Source organism: Streptomyces sp. NPDC039609 (assembly GCF_055596705.1).
In genome coordinates this window covers 152722-173160 of sequence record NZ_JBVIUJ010000008.1, presented here as the reverse complement: position 1 = coordinate 173160, position 20439 = coordinate 152722, and the positions used below count along the sequence as shown (strand labels likewise).

At 69.3% G+C, this 20439-nt stretch carries 10 protein-coding genes; 5 read left to right on the top strand and 5 right to left on the bottom strand.

Annotated elements, in window-relative coordinates:
• Positions 1-2: 2 nt before the first annotated feature.
• Together ACZ561_RS24700 and ACZ561_RS24695 are read left to right on the top strand one after the other, a co-directional pair.
• Positions 3-1031, top strand: a complete 1029-nt coding sequence (locus ACZ561_RS24700) for an AAA family ATPase (protein WP_470998892.1) — start codon at positions 3-5, stop codon at positions 1029-1031.
• Positions 1028-5989, top strand: coding sequence for an SAV_2336 N-terminal domain-related protein (locus tag ACZ561_RS24695; RefSeq protein ID WP_470998890.1), 4962 nt, complete (start codon positions 1028-1030; stop codon positions 5987-5989). The genes ACZ561_RS24700 and ACZ561_RS24695 overlap by 4 nt, the downstream gene beginning before the upstream one ends.
• 155 nt (positions 5990-6144) lie before the next feature.
• Here the strand turns inward: ACZ561_RS24695 and ACZ561_RS24690 are convergent, their stop codons facing one another.
• The 3 genes from ACZ561_RS24690 to ACZ561_RS24680 all read right to left on the bottom strand — a co-directional run bounded on the left by ACZ561_RS24690 (position 6145) and on the right by ACZ561_RS24680 (position 10207).
• Positions 6145-7674, bottom strand: coding sequence for a helix-turn-helix domain-containing protein (locus ACZ561_RS24690; RefSeq protein WP_470998888.1), 1530 nt, complete (start codon positions 7672-7674; stop codon positions 6145-6147).
• 50 nt (positions 7675-7724) lie between these two features.
• Entirely contained in the window at positions 7725-8081 is a 357-nt protein-coding gene (locus tag ACZ561_RS24685) for a VOC family protein (protein ID WP_470998886.1), read from the bottom strand.
• 248 nt (positions 8082-8329) lie between these two features.
• Positions 8330-10207: an amidohydrolase gene (locus ACZ561_RS24680; RefSeq protein ID WP_470998884.1), complete on the bottom strand. Its 1878-nt coding sequence runs from the start codon at positions 10205-10207 to the stop codon at positions 8330-8332.
• 93 nt (positions 10208-10300) lie between these two features.
• Between ACZ561_RS24680 and ACZ561_RS24675 the strand changes: the two genes are divergently transcribed.
• A complete protein-coding gene (locus tag ACZ561_RS24675; RefSeq protein WP_470998882.1) occupies positions 10301-11299 on the top strand; it encodes a LacI family DNA-binding transcriptional regulator in 999 nt (332 codons plus the stop codon).
• Positions 11300-11303: 4 nt separating this feature from the next.
• Here the strand turns inward: ACZ561_RS24675 and ACZ561_RS24670 are convergent, their stop codons facing one another.
• A complete protein-coding gene (locus ACZ561_RS24670; protein ID WP_470998880.1) occupies positions 11304-12302 on the bottom strand; it encodes an AraC family transcriptional regulator in 999 nt (332 codons plus the stop codon).
• Between the two features lie 81 nt (positions 12303-12383).
• Here ACZ561_RS24670 and ACZ561_RS24665 point away from each other — a divergent pair, with 81 nt between their 5' ends.
• The gene (locus ACZ561_RS24665) at positions 12384-13247 is read left to right on the top strand and encodes an NAD(P)H-binding protein (RefSeq protein ID WP_470998878.1); all 864 of its coding nucleotides are present in this window, start codon (positions 12384-12386) and stop codon (positions 13245-13247) included.
• Positions 13248-13466: 219 nt separating this feature from the next.
• Entirely contained in the window at positions 13467-16184 is a 2718-nt protein-coding gene (gene acnA, locus ACZ561_RS24660; protein WP_470998876.1) for an aconitate hydratase AcnA, read from the top strand.
• A 69-nt stretch (positions 16185-16253) separates the two neighbouring features.
• Here the strand turns inward: acnA and ACZ561_RS24655 are convergent, their stop codons facing one another.
• The gene (locus tag ACZ561_RS24655; protein ID WP_470998874.1) at positions 16254-20072 is read right to left on the bottom strand and encodes a GH92 family glycosyl hydrolase; all 3819 of its coding nucleotides are present in this window, start codon (positions 20070-20072) and stop codon (positions 16254-16256) included.
• Positions 20073-20439 lie beyond the last annotated feature (367 nt).

The following is a 20439-nucleotide window of genomic DNA, read 5'->3' as shown; positions in this document are numbered from 1 at the left end:
CCATGTCAAGGAGAGCGACTGTGTCGCACAACGCAGTGTCCGAACCGGATCCGGGCTCCGCAGCCGAGCCCTGGTGGGTGTTCCGCGGCCCCGCTGAGCTCCCCGCCCCGCCACCCTGGCGGAACCTGGCGGGTTCGGCACGGACGCCGGGGGTCAAGCAGTACCTGTTGAGTCCGGAACACGTGGCGATCGTCAACGCCGCACTGCACCTACGGCGCCCGCTGCTGGTCACCGGTCGCCCGGGGACCGGCAAGAGCTCTCTGGCCGATGCCGTCGCCGACGATCTCGGGCTGGGCGATGTGCTTCGCTGGCCGGTCAACAGCCGCTCGACGCTGGCTGATGCCCTCTACCGCTACGACGCGGTGGGTCGGCTCCGCGAGGCGTCCATGGAACGCGAGAGGCGCCTTGGCCGTGATGCGCCGAGGAAGCTGAGGCGCCATTCCCGGAGCGTGCGTTCGGACATCGGGGACTACTTGCGCCTCGGTCCCCTGGGCACGGCCCTCGCCGCCATGGACCGCCCACGAGTTCTGCTCATCGACGAACTCGACAAGGCGGATATCGATCTCCCCAATGATCTTCTCGTGGTGCTGGAGGAAGGCGAGTTCGAGATTCCCGAACTCGCCCGGTTGCCCGAGGACCAGCAGAACGTGAACGTACTCGTCACCGGCAGCAGGCAGCGCGTTCAGGTACGCAGGGGAACCGTGTCGTGCACGCAGTTTCCGATCGTGATCATGACCAGCAACGGGGAACGGGACTTTCCGCCGGCCTTTCTCCGCCGCTGTGTCCGGCTCGATCTGCAGGACCCCGACGAGACGAAGCTCCGCGAGATCGTCAGGCTCCATCTGGGTGACGAGGCACTTGCCGAATGTGAGGACCTGGTCCAGGACTTTCTGCAGAGGGCGACCACGCAGACTCTCGCGACCGATCAGCTGCTGGCCGCGGTACACCTGCGGCTCACGGGAGCCGATTTGAGCCGGGAGCAGATGATCAATACGGTCATGCACCGTCTTGACGAGATCTTCCCCGGATGATCGATCGCCTGCTGCGGATCCTGGACGGCATCGGCCACCCGGTCGACGGCTCGGAGCTGTTGGACGTTCTCCTGCTGGCCCGCACGATCGCGGGAAGCGGGAAGACAGCGGGGCCGACGGCAGACGAAGGAGAGGGCGATCTCCGGGACGACACCAAGCCGGCCGAGGCAGACGTCGAACAGGAGGTGCACGAGGCGGGATCCTCTGGTGCGGGCCCGGATCCTGTGCGCCGACAGGAGACGGAACAGCCACAGAAGAAGCCTCGCCTGCTCTTCCCCGACATCCGAGCGAACGCTCTGACGACAGGCTCGGCCGCCCATGCGGTGAGGGTGCCGGGACCTCGGCCGCTGCCCGGCGCGAACCACTTGGTCCGGTCCCTGCGGCCGCTGCGTGCCTACAGGGCACACCCGCACCGCACGGTCGTCGACGTGGAGGCCACGGTCAGACTCGCCGCTGAGTCGGACACCTTCGATGTGGTGCTGCGTCCCGCACAAGAGCTGCGAAACGCTGCGGTTCTCCTGGTCGACGACTCCGCGTCCATGCGCGTGTGGCGGTCGCTGTCGTGGGAGGTGGGCCGCCTGCTGCAGCGCGGTGGGATCTTCCGCACCGTCCACATCCGCCGGTTCTCTCCGCCTGACCTTGTCCGGGAGGCGCGTGGGCCGCGGCGGACGGGAGCCGGCCCGTCCGTGACCTTCCTGCTCACGGACGGTGTGCATCCGGCGTGGTCGAGTACGGCTGTTGCTGAAGCCGTTGCGGAACTGGGGGCACTTGGACCGCTCGCCGCCCTGACCCCCTTGCCGCAGCGACTATGGCGTGCCACAGCATTTCAGCCGCAGCCTCTTCTCCTGAGGGCAACTCAACCACTGCCCATGATTCAGGAGTTGCTCATGCTGGACCCTGCGACCGAGGAGCGGCAGTTGCTCGCTCCAGGCCGTGTGCCGTTGCCGGTGGTGGCCCTCTCACCGTCCTCGCTCGGCTCGTGGTCACAACTGGTGACCAGGCCCGCCACTGCGCACCTGGTCGACGCGGCGGTGCTCGAGCGCCTCGGCGCGAATGCGCCGGGGGACACGGGTATGCCGAGGCATCCGGAGTCCCTTTCCGGTTCCGTACCGCCGGACCGGCTGATCGCCGCATTCCGGGGGGCTTTCTCGCCGCAGGCGTACCGACTTGCGGTCCGGCTCTCTGCCATCACGCCGCTCAGCCCTCTGTTGATGCAGCTCGTTCGCACCGCCTCTCTGCCGGAAGCCACGTCGACACACGTGGCGGAGGTGCTGCTCGGTGGACTGCTGCAGCGGCTTGACGGAGGCGACTGCGAGTCGGGGGAACTTCCCGCGTCGCTGTACGGAGACGATCTCTACACCTTTCGGCCAGGTGTCCGCGAGCTCCTCTCCAGTGGGATGAGCCGGGCTCAGACCCGGGAGGTCACCGAGGCCGTGGGCCGCGCAGTCGAGCCCTATCTCGGCCGACTGCCCGACTTCTCGGTGCTGACGCCCAACGCCTCGGGCGCCGTGAGGCTCTTGGACGAGGCATTGCCCTTCGCGGCGCTGGAGAGCCAATCCGCAGCTTCCGGGCAGCCCTCGGTCGCTTCGGAGGGGTCAAGTAGGCCGTCCGGGGTGGAAGCGCGGCTCACCGGCCTCGGCGCCACGGCGCTGGTCCGGGCATCTGCCGGAGCTGTCGCGGCCGCCGCCCGGAGCGGGGCGTTGATCCAGTTCCTCATCGAACAGCACCGTCTGGCCCGGGGGCACAAGCCGAGTCCCTCGCAGGTTCGGACTTGGGAGCATGGCCTTGTGACGCTGGCGGCCGTGCTGACGGATGCGGGCCTCACCGATGTCGAAATGCTGGTCGAGTACGCGCTGCCGGGGAACAGTGCGCGAGTCCAGGTGGTCCTGGCCGGCGTGGATCCGGGCCGGCTGGAGCCGTCGTATGTCCTCGTCGACCTGAAGCAGTGGGCCATCGCCGTCCCCGACGAGGACAATCCGGACCTGTGCCGTGCGGACGGCTCTGCTCACCTGGTCCTCAATCCCCTTGAGCGGATGCGGCGCTCCAGCGAGTACCTGATCCGGTTCAACGGTGCGGTGAGTCGGTATCCGCAACGAGTCGGAGCCGCCGTCTACCTTCCGAATGCCAAGGCGATCGAGGTGGACGGGCTGCAGGAAAACGGCGGTGAGCATCGGGTGGGACTGTTCACCGGCGATCGGCGGAGCGTGTTCCTCGACTATCTGCGTACGCGGTTCAGCGGCAGCCACCCCGGAGACGGCGCGGCGGACGAATTCCTTCTCGCGAGACCGCTCCCTCTCAGCCCGCTGTCCGCTGTCGCCGCGTCCGCGCTGATCGAGCGACAGCAGTTCGTTCTGCTGGACGAGCAGCAGGTCGCCTACAGTCTGGTTCTTCACGCGGTCCGCAGGGCACAGCGGTCGGACTACAAGGAAGTCGTCGTCGTCACCGGTGGACCGGGGACAGGGAAGAGCACGATCGCCCTGCAATTGCTGGGAGATCTGCGCCGGCAGGGCGTGAAGGTTGCGCATGCGACCGGCTCGATGACGTTCACCAAGACGCTGCGCACGATCGTGGGCGACCGAAGGCGCACGACGGACCTCTTCCGGTACTTCAACAGCTTCATGGAGTCCGAGCCGGACGCGCTCGATGTGCTGATCTGTGACGAGGCCCAACGAATCCGTTCGACTTCCGTCAACCGTTACACGCGCCCAGACCTGCGCACGGGGAAGGCTCAGATCGACGAGCTGATCGACGCGGCACGGGTGACCGTGTTCCTCCTTGATGAGCACCAGAACATGCGTCCCGGAGAAGTCGGCACGGTGGTGGAGATCAATTCTGCGGCCAGAAAGAGGCGACTTCCTGTCCGTCTGGTAGAGCTGAAGGACCAGTTCCGTTGCGGAGGCAGCGACGCGTACACGAGCTGGGTGATGAGACTTCTAGGCCTGGAGCCGGGCGGACCGGTGCGCTGGGAACCGGATGGCCGGATGCAACTGCTCGTTGCCGACAACCCGCAGGACATGGAAGCGTTCCTGCGCCAACGCCACCTCGAGGGGTACAGCGCCCGAATGACAGCGGGCTATTGCTGGCGCTGGTCGCGACCTCAGGAAGAGAGTGACGGGCTTCCGACAGACGTGGTCATCGGTGACTGGGCCCGTTCCTGGCCCTCTCTGAGTGACAGATCGGTCCCCGGAGCGCCGTCCAGTGCGCTGTGGGCCACCGATCCTGCCGGCTTCGGGCAAGTGGGCAACATCTACACGGCGCAGGGCTTCGAGTACGACTGGTGCGGAGTCGTCATCGGCCCCGACATGGTCTGGCGGGGGGACAGATTCGTCACGGACCGGGCAGCGTCGAGGGATCCGTCCCTCGGCAGATCGTCGACTCCTGACGAGGACGCGGACCGGTTGATCCGCCACGCGTACAAGACTCTGCTCACGCGCGGTCTGGTGGGCACCGTCGTCTGCCCGACAGACGCCGAGACGCGCGCGCGGTTGCTGTCTCAGGGTGCGCGTCCCCTGAAAGAGCGTCTGCGTCGATCGGCGGAGTCGCTGCACGACGCCCAGCGCCGAATCGCCTACCGGCCTTCCTACAACGGTCCGGCGCAGGTCACCGGAGGCCCCGGAACGGGCAAGACGCTGGTGGCGCTGCACAGAGTCAGACATCTGCTGGCGCGGACTCCCGACACCCGTCTCCTCCTGGCCAGCTACGCCGAGGCCGCCGCGACAGCTCTCCGGGAGCAGCTGTCCGTCCTGCTCGACCAGGACACCGCGCTGCTCGACAGAGTTGTGGTGACCGGCGTCGACGCCTACGCGCACGGTGTCGTCGCGCATGCCGACGGCACGGTTCCACGGCTTCTGACGCCGGCCGGTGAACTGCGTCTGTGGCAGCGAGTCGTGGAGGCGCTGGACCTGCCGTGGGAGGCACGGTTCCTGGCGGATGAGTACCGTCATGTGGTCCTCGCGCAGAACCTGCGCGACCGACGTGCCTACCTCAAAGCCGCCCGGTTGGGACGGGGCATGCCCTTGTCGGCAGCGCGCCGCGCAGTGGTGTGGTCAGCGGTCGAACGATTCGAGTCACTCCTCGAGACCGACGGACGCGTGACCAGCCTCGGGGTCTGCCTGCGTGCCGCGGACGTGCTGGCGGCGGGCGAGCGGCCCGCATATCACCATGTGGTGGTGGACGACGCTCAGGAGTTGCACCCGGCGCAGTGGCGGGTCCTCCGCGCCACCGTCGCCCCGGGCCCCGACGATCTGTTCATCACCGGCGATCCGCACCAGCGGATCCACGACGCAAGAGTGTCGCTCCGTTCCCTGGGCATCTCCGTCGTGGGGCGGAGCAGCCGACTGGGACTCAGTTACCGGTCCACGGCGGAGATCCTCCACTTTTCGACCGGCCTCGTCAGCGGCATGCCCGTGGAGGATCTGAGCGGGGACGGCACCGACACGCTGGCCGAATTCCACTCCCTGCACCACGGTCTTCCACCAGTCGTCAGCGCTTACGCGACCGAGAGCGACGAGATGGACGCGCTTGTCCACCGCGTCCGGGAGTGGATCGCGCAGGGGATTCGGCCATCCGACATCGGTGTATGCGCCCGTTCCATCCGGACTCTGAACAGCGCACGCGCTGTCATGTCCGCAGCCGGAGTGGCTGTGGTCTCCGTCGAGGGCAGCAGCCCACCGCATGAGGAAGGGGTGCGTCTTGCCTCCATGCACCTGATGAAGGGTATGGAGTTTCGTTGCGTCGCGGTGCTCGGGCTGACGGCTGAACCTGTACGGTTCGGCGCCCACGGCACAGCGCCCGAGGCGGATGCGCGTCGGCGTGAGTCGGAGCTGCTTATGGAGCGAAGGCTGCTGTTCCTGGCATGTACGCGAGCCAGGGAGGAGTTGGCGGTGTCCTGGAGCGGGGCGACCCGGCCGCTCGTACCAGAGGTCATGGAACATGGCCTTCGCGGGCCGTCCGGCTGAGGTGGACTCGGCAGGCGAATTTCCTGCCTCGCGCCGGCGACGCTGGGCGGGCTGCCGCTGGCAGCCCGCCCAGGCCTCGAAGGTCCGGACAAGTCCCACCAGCCCCCTCGCAGACCCGCAGTGCAGGTTGGAAGGGAGCCGGTGGCCCTCGCCTCTCAGATGTCCCGGAAGATCTCGATCTGCGCCCCCACCGAGTTCAGGCGCTCCGCCAGCTCCTCGTAGCCCCGGTTGATGACGTACACGTTCCGCAGGACCGATGTGCCCTCCGCCGCCATCATCGCCAGGAGGACCACCACCGCCGGGCGCAGGGCCGGGGGGCACATCATCTCGGCGGCGCGCCAGCGGGTCGGGCCCTCGACCAGGACGCGGTGGGGGTCGAGGAGTTGGAGGCGGCCGCCCAGGCGGTTGAGGTCCGTGAGGTAGATCGCGCGGTTGTCGTAGACCCAGTCGTGGATCAGGGTCTTGCCCTGGGCCGTCGCCGCGATGGCCGCGAAGAACGGCACGTTGTCGATGTTGAGGCCGGGGAACGGCATCGGGTGGATCTTGTCGATCGGCGCCTCCAGCTTGGAGGGGCGGACCGTCAGGTCGACCAGACGCGTACGGCCGTTGTCGGCCGCGTACTCCGGGGAGCGGTCGTGGTCGAGGCCCATCTCCTCCAGGACCGCGAGCTCGATCTCCATGAACTCGATCGGTACGCGGCGGATCGTCAGCTCCGACTCGGTCACCACGGCCGCGGCCAGCAGGCTCATCGCCTCGACCGGGTCCTCGGAGGGGGAGTAGTCCACGTCCACGTCGATCTGCGGCACGCCGTGCACGGTCAGCGTGGTCGTGCCGATGCCCTCGACCCGTACACCCAGGGCCTCCAGGAAGAAGCACAGGTCCTGGACCATGTAGTTGGAGGAGGCGTTGCGGATGACGGTCACGCCGTCGTGGCGGGCGGCGGCCAGCAGCGCGTTCTCGGTCACGGTGTCGCCGCGCTCGGTCAGCACGATCGGGCGGTCGGGGACGACGGACGACTCCACCTGCGCGTGGTAGAGGCCCTCGGTGGCGGTGATGTCCAGACCGAAGCGGCGCAGCGCGATCATGTGCGGCTCGATGGTGCGCGTACCGAGGTCGCAGCCGCCCGCGTAGGGCAGCTTGAAGCGGTCGAGGCGGTGCAGCAGCGGGCCGAGGAACATGATGATGGATCGCGTGCGGATCGCGGCCTCGGCGTCGATCGAGTCCATGTCCAGCTCGGCCGGCGGCACGATCTCCAGGTCGACGCCGTCGTTGATCCAACGGGTGCGCACCCCGATGGAGTTGAGGACTTCCAGGAGCCGGAAGACCTCCTCGATGCGGGCGACACGGCGCAGGACCGTGCGGCCCTTGTTGAGGAGGGAGGCGCAGAGCAGCGCGACACAGGCGTTCTTGCTCGTCTTGACGTCGATGGCGCCGGAGAGCCGGCGGCGGCCGACGACCCGCAGATGCATGGGGCCGGCGTAACCCAGAGACACGATCTCGCTGTCGAGCGCTTCGCCGATGCGTGCGATCATCTCAAGGCTGATGTTCTGGTTGCCGCGTTCGATCCGGTTGACCGCGCTCTGGCTGGTGGCCAGGGCCTCTGCGAGCTGCGTCTGGGTCCAGCCGCGGTGCTGACGGGCGTCACGGATGAGCTTGCCGATGCGTACGAGGTAGTCGTCTGCCATGCCGTCACGTTATCTCAGATATGAGATGCGGCTTGCGAGGGGGTGAGCCGTCAGGGTGACGCGCTGTGCGCGGTGGGGTGACGCGGTTCATAGAGCGGCAGTTCGGCCCCGCTCGGCATCCGTACGGCGGCGAGCAGCCCCCAGCCCTGGTCGCTGATGGGCCGTGAGACCTCCACCCCGCGGTCCTCCAGGGTGGTCAGCGTGCCCGTGATGTCCTCGCACATCAGGTAGAACTCGTGCTTCGGCTCGCCCGTCGTGGGGTGGATCGCGAGCTCCGCCGGTGGCAGCCGGAAGATGAGCCAGCCGCCACCCGCGTCGACATGGTCGAAGCCCAGGACGTCCTTGACGAAGGCCCGGTCGGCCTCCGCGTCCGGGGTGTAGAGGATCACATGCGCGCCGCTGAACATGGTTCGATCCTCGGCCCCCTGTACGGCCGCGGCAATTCCTCCGCGGCCGTACGGGGGCCGGGGCTGCCTGTCAGTCCGCGCCTCGGTCGCACGCCCGGTTGTCCGGGGTGGTCTGTCGGTTCGCGTTCCGGTCGCACGCCCGGTGGCTCGTGGTGGTCTGTCGATTCGCGTTCCGGTCGCACGCCCGGTGGCCCGAGGTGGTCTGTCAGTCCGTGCCCCGGGCGCACGCCCGGTGGCCCGTGGCGGTGTCAGTTCTTGCCGCAGCCGCAGGCTCGGTGGCGGCCGCCGTGCACCGCCGCGTACGCCGAAGGCCGTGGCGCCGACACCGCACGGGCCAGCCCGGCGGACGCCGTACGGCCCGAGGCGGAGTCGGCGTCGTGCACCACGCGGCCCCCGACCAGTGTGAGTCGCACCGCGGTGTCGCTGATGTCCGCGACCGGACATTTCGTTACATCCCTGTCGAGAACCACCAGGTCGGCGGCCCGCCCCTCCCGGATCGTCCCGGTCTCCCCGTCCATGCGCAGCTGCCAGGCCGTGCCGTACGTGTGCATCCGCAGCGCCGAGGTGCGGCTGAGCCCCTCCAGCTCCCGGTGGAGCGGGCCCTCGCCGTGCGCCCCCTGCCGGTCGATCGCCGTCCGGATCTGGTTCCACGCCTGGAGCGCGTCCACCGGCCAGTCCGAGCCGGCCGAGAGCCGCGCGCCATGGCGCTCCAGCGAGCGCGCCGGGTACATCCATCGGTGCCGCTCGGGCCCGATGTACGGCAGGAGCGCCTCCATCGTCCAGGTGTCCCGGGCCGCCCACTGCAGCTGCATACAGGCCGCCACGCCCAGTTCGGCGAAGCGCCGCAGATCGGCCGGGTTCACCAGCTGAAGGTGCGCGACCGCGTTGCGCGCGTCACGCAGCCCGGTGGTGCGGCGGGCGTACGCGTAACCGTCGAGCGCCGTACGCACGGCACGGTCGCCGAGGCCATGGGCGTGCAGCTGCCACCCGGCCCGGTTGAACGCTGCCGCCAGTCGGCCGTAGTCACGCCCGGAAACATACAGTTCGCCCCGATTGGTGGTCGGTCGTCCCTCGCCGTCCAGATACGGCTCGAGCAGCGCCGCCGTCTGCGCCGGGTACTCGATCACCCCGTCCAGGAACACCTTGATCATCCCGAAGCGCAGCCCCCGCACGCCCCCGAACTCCCGGCGCAGACCCCGGGCGTACGCGAGGGCGGCCGCCGGGTCCTTCGCCTGCTCCGAGTCGATCCGGATCGCCGGGACGATCCGCTGCGGCAGCTTCCCGGCCGCCGACAGGGCCTGATACGTGCTCAGCTCACCGCGCCCGACCCAGGCGTCCATCATCGCGGTGACCCCGGAGGCAGCCGCCCGGCCGAGCACCCGGGCGCACGCCTCGACCAGCTCGGCCTCGCTCGGCTCCGGGATGTGCCGGGTCACCAGCGGCTGGGCGTCGTCCTTGAGCACCCCGGTCGGCCTGCCGTCCGCCCCCTTCACGATCTTCCCGCCCACCGGGTCGGGAGTGGCGGCCGTGATGCCGGCGATCTCCAGAGCGCGGGCGTTGACCCAGATGTTGTGGCCGTCGCCGCCGACCAGCGCGACCGGGCGGCGGGTCGGCAGGGCGTCCAGCAGCGAGTGGTGGGGGAGGGTGCCCTGCGGCAGCAGACCGACCGGATTCCAGTCCTCCACGACCAGCCAGCCGTCCGGCTCCTGGCCCGGGGTGTCCTTCAGGAAGCCGGTCAGGATGGCGAGGAGCTCCTCCTTCGTCGTCTCCGCGCCTTCGAGGGAGGGCCGCAGCGAGCGGCTGCCCGCGCCCAGGGGATGGACGTGACCGTCGTGTATCCCGCTCATCACGGTCGCCCCGCGCGCGTCGACGACCTCGGTGTCCCGGCCGACGAGCCGGCGCAACTCGTTGCCCCGCCCGGTGGCCAGGATCCGGCCGTCGCGCCCGACGGCCACCGCCTCGACGGGACGGCCGCCGGGCAGGCCGGTGAACACCCGCGCGTTGTGCACGACCAAGGACGGGGACCGGGGGCGCGAGCCCGCCGCGGCGGGGCCGGCGGCGACCCCCACGAGACCCGCCGCACCGGCGGCGGCGAGAACGGTGCGCCGACTCAGGGAAGAAGTCATGACCACTCCAAACATTGGCTGTGGCCGGACGTTCGCTGATTAACGTCATAACCAGTACCCTCCCCGGCCTGCGAAATCCGTACGATGGCGCGCATGTCAGGGCCCACCCTCACCGACATCGCCCGCGCGGCGGAGGTGTCCACAGCCACGGTGTCCCACGCCCTCAACGGCACGGGCCGGCTCGGTGAGTCCACACGACGCAGGGTCCGCGAGGTCGCGGCGGCCCTCGGCTACGGATCGCGCCGGACGCCGCTCACCCGTACCGGAACCCTCGGTCTCGCCGTCACCACGTACGCGGGCGAGCCCTGGAACTACCTCGAAGTACCCTACTTCTCCCGCCTGTTGACCGCCGCCACGGCCACCGCGCACGCCCATGGCTACGCCCTGACGGTCCTCCCCGCGGCGCGCGGCGGCGAGACCCTGTGGCACACCCTGACCGTCGACGGAATGCTCCTGCTCGACAGCCCCGACGGCGATCCGGTCCTGCGCGCCCTGCGGGCGCGGGGCATCCCCGTGGTCTTCGACGGCCGCCCCGCCGACCCGCGCCCCGACGACATCTGGGTCGACAACGACCACGTCACGACCACCCGCGAGGTCCTCGACCACCTGGCGGCCGCCGGTGCGCGCCGGATCGCGCTGCACGCCGGGTTCGGCCGCGAGTACTACACGGGCGCGGTGACCCGGGCCTACGAACAGTGGTGCGGGGAGCGGGGTCAAGCCCCGCAGGTGATCGCCTTCGACCCGGACGACGCGCCCGGCCACGCCTTCGACCGGCCCTTCGCCGACCGCGCCTGCGACGCCGTCCACTCCGTCTACGACCCCGGCGGCCGCCAGGTCCACGCGGCGGCGGCCCGCCACGGTCTGCGGATCCCCGACGACCTGCTCCTCGTCTGTGCCAGCGAGGACCCGGCCTACGCCGAGGCCGACCCGCCGGTGACCACGGTGACGCTGCGGCCGGAGGCGATCGCGGAGACCGCCGTCACGACCCTGGTCGCCCGTCTCGACCCCGCGCTCCCCGACCCCGAACCGGGCGGTCTGACGATCCCGGCCGTGCTCCTCCCGCGTGCTTCGTCCCGCCCCAGGAGCCGGTGAGGCCCTACCCCGCCGCGCGGGCGGCCGTGCGGTGCTGGGTGGGGCGGGTTCCGTACACGCGGTGGAAGGCCACGCTCAGCCCGAAGGCGCTGCCGTAGCCGACCTGTCGGGCGATCGACTCCACCGTGGCCTCGGTGCGTGTCAGCAGATCGGCGGCGAGGGCGAGCCGCCAGCCGGTCAGGTAGGCCATGGGCGGCTCGCCGACCAGATCGCCGAAGCGGCGGGCGAAGGTCGCTCGCGACACGCCGGTCTCCTCGGCGAGTGCCGCCACGGTCCAGGGACGTGCGGGACGGTCGTGGATCAGGCGCAGCGCCCGGCCGGCGACGGGGTCGCCGAGTGCGCGGTACCACCCGGGCGGATCGGCCTCCGGGCGGGTGAACCACTCCCGCAGCGTCGACAGCAGCAACAGGTCGAGGAGCCGGTCCAGGACGGCCTGCTGTCCCGGTTCGTCCCGGGAGACCTCCTCGGCGGTGAGGTCCAGGATCGGGCCGGGGCGCCCGTCGTTGCGCACCACGAGGACCCGGGGAAGGGCGCTCAGGAGCCGTTCCGAGACCCGGCCGCCGACCTGGTAGCTGCCGGTGAGCAGCACCGTCGGGCCGTCCAGGCTGTTCCCGCAGGTGCGCATGCCCAGGACGATGTCCTCGCTGATCTCCTCGCCGTCGGCCGTGGTGCACCGGTCGGGACCGGCCAGGACGTACAGCGGGGGCGTCTGCGACTCGGCGCTGTCGGCGAAGGAGAACGGCTCCGAGCCCACGACGATGGCCACATCGCCCTGCTCCAGCGCGACGGGCGCGGTGTCCGGCGCGGTCCCCGGCGAGGGTTCGGGCGTGGCGTCGCCGGAGCCGTCGCCGGGGAGCACCCAGCCCGAGCCGCGCAACATGGTGACGAGGGTGATCGGTCTGCGGTCCGCGAACCGGATCGACCACGGCGGCGTGAGGACGTTCCGGCTGAACAGAGCTCCGTCGGACCGCACTTCGTACAGCAGACTCGCCAACGCATCCATGCGGCAAGGTTAGACGCTGAGACATCGAAATGAGCGGACAGACCATTCCACGCCTCACCGGTGAACGGTTTGACTGCTCCCATGACGATCAAGACGACGAACGCGACGAAGAACTCCACCAAGCCGATCCTGGTCCTCGGCAGCACGGGCAAGACGGGACGCCGTGTCGCCTCCCGCCTCCGCGAGCGCGGGCACGAGGTCCGCGCCGTCTCCCGCAAGGGGCCGATCCGTTTCGACTGGACCGATGAGAGCACCTGGGAGCCGGTCCTCGCCGGTGTCGGCGCGGCCTATCTGGTCGACTCGCAGCGCGCCGACGCCGGGACGTCGATGCGCGCCTTCGCGAAGCTCGCCGCCTCCATGGGCGTCGAGCGCCTGGTGCTCCTCTCCCACAGCGACTGGGTGGTGCCGGAAGGGGAGGAGAAGCTTCCGTGCGAGCGCGCCGTGCGTGAGTCCGGCGCGCGGTGGACGATCCTGAAGCCCGCCTGGTTCTCGCAGAACTTCAGCGAGGACCCTTTCTTCCTCCGGCAGATCCTCGACGGTGACGTCGTGAGTTCGACCGGCGAGGGCGTCGAGCCGTGGCTCGACGTCGAGGACATCGCCGATGTCGCCGTGGCGGCCCTGACCGAGGACGGCCACGACGAGCAGTCGTACGCACTGTCCGGGCCCCGGCTGCTGAGCATGGCCGAGGCGGTCGACGAGATCGCGCGTGCCACGGGCCGCGACATCGCCCACCGCGCCGTCTCGCCGTCCGACTTCGCGGCGTACGGTGCGCGGCAGGACGTGTCGGAGGAGCATGTGGAGCTGCTGAACATGCTCTACGGCTGGATCAGGGAAGGCCGCTTCGCCCGGCTCGGCGACGGTGTCCGGCGCGCGCTCGGCCGCGAACCGCGCGACTTCGCCGACTATGTCCGGACAACGGCCGCGACCGGGGTGTGGCTCGGCTGACCGGACGGACATCAGGATGATGCCCGTCACAGTCATGCCGGGCATGACCGGGCCGCGGTGATGCACTAGAGTTATCTCGACATCGAGATAACTGCTTACGGCGCACCGCGGCCGCCCACCCGGTAAGGGTTACCTAACTAAGCCTTACCTTAGCGGATCGGCGAGGAGTCGTGGCGGCAGCATGGCGGTAATACGCGCACATTGATGAAGGAGACTGTCGTGTCGGCGAACAGCTTCGACGCCCGCAGCACGCTGCGCGTGGGCGACGAGTCGTACGAGATCTTCAAGCTGGACAAGGTCGAGGGCTCCGCGCGCCTTCCCTACAGCCTGAAGGTGCTTCTGGAGAACCTCCTCCGCACCGAGGACGGCGCGAACATCACCGCCGACCACATCCGGGCCCTGGGCAACTGGGACTCGCAGGCCCAGCCGAGCCAGGAGATCCAGTTCACGCCGGCCCGCGTGATCATGCAGGACTTCACCGGTGTGCCCTGCGTCGTCGACCTCGCCACCATGCGTGAGGCCGTCGCCGCGCTCGGCGGTGACCCGGCGAAGATCAACCCGCTCTCCCCGGCCGAGATGGTCATCGACCACTCCGTCATCGCCGACAAGTTCGGCACCAACGACGCCTTCGCGCAGAACGTCGAGCTGGAGTACGGCCGCAACAAGGAGCGCTACCAGTTCCTGCGCTGGGGCCAGACCGCCTTCGACGACTTCAAGGTCGTCCCGCCCGGCACCGGCATCGTCCACCAGGTGAACATCGAGCACCTGGCCCGTACGGTCATGGTCCGCAACGGCCAGGCCTACCCGGACACCCTCGTCGGCACCGACTCGCACACCACGATGGTCAACGGCCTCGGCGTGCTGGGCTGGGGCGTCGGCGGCATCGAGGCCGAGGCCGCCATGCTCGGCCAGCCGGTCTCCATGCTGATCCCGCGCGTCGTCGGCTTCAAGCTGACCGGCGAGCTGCCGACCGGCACCACCGCCACCGACCTGGTCCTCACGATCACCGAGATGCTGCGCAAGCACGGCGTCGTCGGCAAGTTCGTCGAGTTCTACGGTGAGGGCGTCGCCGCCACCTCCCTCGCGAACCGCGCCACCATCGGCAACATGTCGCCCGAGTTCGGCTCCACCGCCGCGGTCTTCCCGATCGACGGCGAGACGCTGAACTACCTCAAGCTCACCGGCCGCTCCGCACAGCAGGTCGCGCTCGTCGAGGCGTACGCCAAGGAGCAGGGCCTCTGGCTGGACCCGTCCGCCGAGCCCGACTTCTCCGAGAAGCTGGAGCTCGACCTCTCCACGGTCGTCCCCTCCATCGCCGGCCCGAAGCGCCCGCAGGACCGCATCGTCCTGGCGAACGCCGCCCAGCAGTTCGCGCTGGACGTGCGCAACTACGTGGACGAGGTCGACGAGGCGGGCAAGGAGTCCTTCCCGGCCTCCGACTCCCCGGCGAACCACCCCAACGGCGCCCCGTCGAAGCCGGTCACCGTGACCGCCCCCGACGGCTCGACGTACGAGATCGACCACGGCGCCGTCACCGTCGCCGCGATCACCTCCTGCACCAACACCTCGAACCCGTACGTCATGGTCGCCGCCGCGCTCGTCGCGAAGAAGGCCGTGGAGAAGGGCCTGACCCGCAAGCCGTGGGTCAAGACCACCCTCGCCCCGGGCTCGAAGGTCGTCACCGACTACTTCGACAAGGCGGGCCTGACCCCGTACCTCGACAAGGTCGGCTTCAACCTCGTCGGCTACGGCTGCACCACCTGCATCGGCAACTCCGGCCCGCTGCCGGAGGAGGTCTCCAAGGCCGTCAACGACCACGACCTCGCGGTCACCTCGGTCCTCTCCGGCAACCGGAACTTCGAGGGCCGTATCAACCCCGACGTCAAGATGAACTACCTGGCCTCCCCGCCGCTGGTCGTCGCGTACGCCCTCGCGGGCTCCATGAAGGTGGACATCACCAAGGACGCGCTCGGCACCGACACCGAGGGCAAGCCGGTCTACCTGGCGGACATCTGGCCCTCCGAGGCCGAGGTGAACGACGTCGTCGCCAACGCCATCGGCGAGGACATGTTCAACAAGTCCTACCAGGACGTCTTCGCGGGCGACGCCCAGTGGCAGGCGCTGTCCATCCCGACCGGCAACACCTTCGAGTGGGACGCCGAGTCCACCTACGTCCGCAAGCCCCCGTACTTCGAGGGCATGACGATGGAGACCACGCCGGTCACCGACATCGCCGGCGCGCGCGTCCTGGCCAAGCTGGGCGACTCGGTCACCACCGACCACATCTCCCCGGCCGGTGCCATCAAGGCCGACACCCCGGCCGGCAAGTACCTCACCGAGCACGGTGTGGAGCGTCGTGACTTCAACTCCTACGGCTCGCGCCGTGGTAACCACGAGGTCATGATCCGCGGCACCTTCGCCAACATCCGCCTGCGCAACCAGATCGCGCCGGGCACCGAGGGCGGCTACACCCGCGACTTCACCGTCGAGGGTGCCCCGGTCTCCTTCATCTACGACGCCTCGCAGAACTACCAGGCCGCCGGCACCCCGCTGGTCATCCTGGGCGGCAAGGAGTACGGCTCCGGCTCGTCCCGCGACTGGGCGGCCAAGGGCACCGCGCTCCTCGGCGTCAAGGCCGTCATCACCGAGTCGTACGAGCGCATCCACCGCTCGAACCTCATCGGCATGGGCGTCCTCCCGCTCCAGTTCCCGGCCGGCCAGTCGGCCGACTCGCTCGGCCTGACCGGCGAGGAGACCTTCTCCATCGCGGGCATCACCGAGCTGAACGAGGGCACCACCCCGAGCACCGTCAAGGTCACCACCGACACCGGTGTCGAGTTCGACGCGGTCGTCCGCATCGACACCCCCGGTGAGGCGGACTACTACCGCAACGGCGGCATCATGCAGTACGTGCTGCGCAACCTGATCCGCGGCTGAAGGATCCGGTAGCAGCGAAGGGCCGCACCCCCCTCACGGGGAGTGCGGCCCTGTCGCGTCCACGCCTCGCTAACCGAGCAGTTCGACCTCCGCGAGCGTGCCCGGTGCGGCGGCCACCAGCCGGTACTTCGCGTACGAGCCGGGGGCGGTGACCGAGAAGACCCGGGTCTGCCGGTCCCAGGCGAAGGACTCGCCCGCGCGCCGGTCCAGGTCCTTCCAGGTGGTGCCGTCGGCCGAGCCCTGGAGGACCCAGCCGGCCGGCGCCTTGTCCCGAACGGACGAGGTCAGCGTGTACTGGACCGCCCGGACCGGCTTCGCCACCGGCAGCTCCACCGTGGCGACGGCGCCTTCCGTGGCCGAGGTGTTGTCGAAGAGCGGCCCGGCGCCGGTGATCGCGTCCGTACGGGGCGAGGGCGTCCCGCCCGCCGGGGTGAGCGAGACCGGGCCCGCGTTCGCGCCCGTGCCCCACGCCGAGGGCTTCGGCCCCATCTCGAACTTCAGCGTGCCGCCCTTGGCGAGCAGCTCGTGCGGCAGCGCGGTGGAGTTCCACTGCCGGCCGTCGACCTTCACGCCCTGGACGTACAGGTTCTTCGCGCTGTTGCGCGGCGCCTCGACGACCAGCTTGCGGCCGTTGTCCATGCGGACCGTCACCTTGCTGAACAGCGGCGAGCCGATCGCGTACTCCCCGCTGCCCATCACCAGCGGATAGAAGCCGAGCGCGGAGAAGAGGTACCAGGCGGACTGCTCGCCGTTGTCCTCGTCACCGTGGTAGCCCTGCCCGATCTCGCTGCCGGTGTACAGCCGGGACAGCACCTCGCGTACCTTCTCCTGTGTCTTCCAGGGCTGCCCGGCCGCGTTGTACATGTACGGGACGTGGTGGGCGACCTGGTTGGAGTGCCCGTACATGCCCATCCGGACATCCCGGGCCTCGGTCATCTCATGGATGACGCTGCCGTACGAGCCGACGAACTCGGGGCTCGCGGTCTCCGGAGTGGAGAAGTACGTGTCCAGCTTCTGCCCGAGACCCTTGCGGCCGCCGTACAACTGGGCGAGGCCACGCGAGTCCTGCGGGGCCGTGAAGGCGTAGCCCCAGCCGTTGGTCTCGGTGTAGTCGTACCCCCAGATCCGCGGGTCGTACTGCGCCGAAGGCACCCGCCAGTCGCCCTTCAGGTCGCGCCCCTGGAAGAAGCCGGCCTTGGAGTCGAAGAGGGAGACGTAGCTCTGGGCGCGGGAGAGGAAGTACGTCGCCTCCTCCTGGTACCGCTTCTTGCCGGTCTTCTTGTGCAGCGCCTGCGCCATCTTCGCGATGCCGTAGTCGTTGAGGTAGCCCTCCAGTGACCAGGACAGGCCCTCGTGGGTCTCGGTCGACGCATAGCCGAGGAAGGGAGAGGTCTCCATGCCCTTGCGGCCCACGCCCCGGCTCGGCGGCACGACCGTCGCGTTCTTGAGCGCCGCCTCGTACGCCGCCTCGGCGTCGAAGTCCACGCCCTTGACGAACGCGTCGGCGAACGCCACGTCCGAGGAGGTGCCGGTCATCAGGTCGGCGTAGCCGGGGGAGGACCAGCGGGAGATCCAGCCGCCGTCCTTGTACTGCTGCACGAAGCCGTCGACCAGCTCACCGGCCTTGTTCGGAGTGAGGAAGGAGTACGCGGGCCACGTCGTGCGGTAGGTGTCCCAGAAGCCGTTGTTGACGTACACCTCCCCGTCGACGATCTTCGCCCCGGTACGGGTCGGGGTGTCCGGGCCCGTCATGGGGGAGAAGGGGCTGGCGTACTGGTTCTTCCCGCCGACCTTCTCGAAACCGGAGTTGGGGTAGAGGTAGAGCCGGTAGAGGCTGGAGTAGAGCGTCACCAGCTGGTCGTGGGTCGCGCCCTCGACCTCCACCCGCTCCAGGATCCGGTCCCAGGCGCCCTGCGCCCGCTCCCTGACCTGCTCGAAGCGGGTGCCCTCGCGGATCTCGCCGGCGAGGTTGGCCTTCGCCTGGTCCACGGATATCAGCGAGGTCGCGATCCGGAGGGTGACCGTGCGGTCGGCGCCCGCGTCGAAGCGGAGGTGGCCCTTCACGCCCTGCGCCGCGGAGCCGGTGACCGGCGCGTCGAAGACGCCGTACACGAACATCCGGGTGGCGCCGGTCGAAAGACCGCTCTTGACGTCGGAGAAGCCGGTGAAGGAGCTGGTCGCCGGGTCGAGGGTCAGCCCGCCCTCCTCCGTGACGTTGTCGAAGACGACGCTCGCGTCCTCACCCGGATAGGTGAAGCGCATCATCGCCGCGTGATCCGTGGGGGTGATCTCCGCCTTCAGGCCGTTCTCGAAGGTGACGCCGTACAGATGGGGCTTCGCCGTCTCCTTCTCGTGACGGAAGGCCAGCGCCCGCCCGACCCGGTCCGTCGCCGGAGTGCCGGCCGCCGCCGAGGGCATCACCTGGAAGGTCTGCCGGTCACCCATCCAGGGACTCGGCTCATGGCTGACGGCGAACGCCTGCACGGCGGGCAGATTGTCCGCGTTGTTGGCGCGCGCGTATTCGTACAGCCAGCTCTTGGAGGCCGCGTTGGTCACCGGCGTCCAGAAGTTGAAGCCATGCGGGACGGCGGTCGCGGGGAAGGTGTTGCCGCGCGAGAACGCACCGCTGGAGTTCGTGCCGCGGGTCGTGGAGGCGTAGTCCGAGAGCCGGTCGAGACGCCTCTCGGGAGCCTTAGCCTTCAGCGCGATGTCGTCGATCCAGCCCTGGAACTTCGCCGGCCCCTTGGGGGAGTCGTACGCGACCAGGATCCGGTCGACGGTCTTGCCGGCCGCGACCGCGCCGATCCGGGAGCTGACCTGGTTCCACTGGTTGACGTAGAGCCGCTTGGCGGCGCCCTGGCCCTGCGGGGTCAGGAGCCCGCCGTGGGAGTCGACGGCCCGCAGATCACTCAGATAGGTGCCGTCGGTGAAGGCCAGGTCCACCGACACATTCGTGGCGGGGTAGTTGAGGTCCGTCTCCGGCAGGGACGGGAAGACCCGGTACGACAGCTCGGTGTCCCGGGCGATCCGGGTGTCCACGTCGAAGATCCTGTTGTACGAGTACGCCCGGCCGTCGGCCTTGTGCGTGCCGGCGTAGCGCAGCGCCCGCTTGCCGGTGAAGCCGGCGTTGGCCTTGGCGGTGGGGGAGCCGCCGGGACCGCGGTCGACCTGGCTGCGCATCTCCTCGGGGACGGGGGCCGAGGTGTCCCCGTTCGAGAACTGAACGTCCGCCAGCTGGGTGAGTCCCGCGCCGCTGTTCTTCGTGACCTCCAGGCGGTAATGGGCGTACGCCGTGTCGTTCGCGAAGTCGAACGTCCTCGTCTCGAAGCGCTTGGCGAAGGTCTGGCCCGCCCGGCTGTCGAGGGTCTTCCACTCCTTGCCGTCCGCCGAGCCCTGGAGCGTCCAGTCGCGGGGGTCGCGCTCGGCGGCGTCGTTCGCCGAAGTCAGCGCGTAGGTCACCACCTTGACCGGCTCGGCGAGGTCGAACTCGATCCAGGCGGTCGGCTCGAAAACCAGCCATTTCGTGCCGGGCTGAAGGTCGACCAGGTTCTCCTTGGTCTCGCCCGCGCCCGCGTTCTCGCCGCTGGCCCGCAGCTCCGTCACCCTGTCGGTGACATTGCCCGGTATGCCGCTCGCGAAGCCGCCGTCGACCCCCGATGTCCGTTTGGTGCCGTCCGTGCCGACCTCCACCGTGTTGCGCCAGGTGGGTTGAGTTTCGTCGGCTTCGAACGAGGTGGTGAATTCCTGTGCGCGTGTGTCCGTTTGGCCGGGAAGTGCCTGTGCCACCGAGGGCACCGAGCCCAGTACCAATGCCGACGCGGCCACCAGGGCGGCGGCTGCGAGGGGGTGGTTTCTGGACCCTGATCGGGTGCGAATTCTGGGCTCCATGCCGTGTCGCCGCTCCTGCCACTGGATCTAGACAACGTTGTCATCCGAATGAAGCAAATCCAGTAGGGGGCCAAGTGGCCGATGGTGTCAAGGGTGTTGACGACAAGTCGAGGGATGAAACGGTACAGATACAGCGGGGATATCCCCGAGGTCTCAACTCGGGAAAGACTGCCGCTCAAACCTGCTTTCGATCTTGCTCACTCGAAGGGAAGTGGACTATACCTGTCGGCGTCCAGCCCGTCGTACCACTCACACGGCGGCACGACGCCTGTACGACCCAAGCTGCATTCGAATGCGGTGGCGGGGCCCTTCGCCTTGGCGAGCAGATAACGGGCGACCGGTACACCGCCTGAGTCCTGAATGAAGG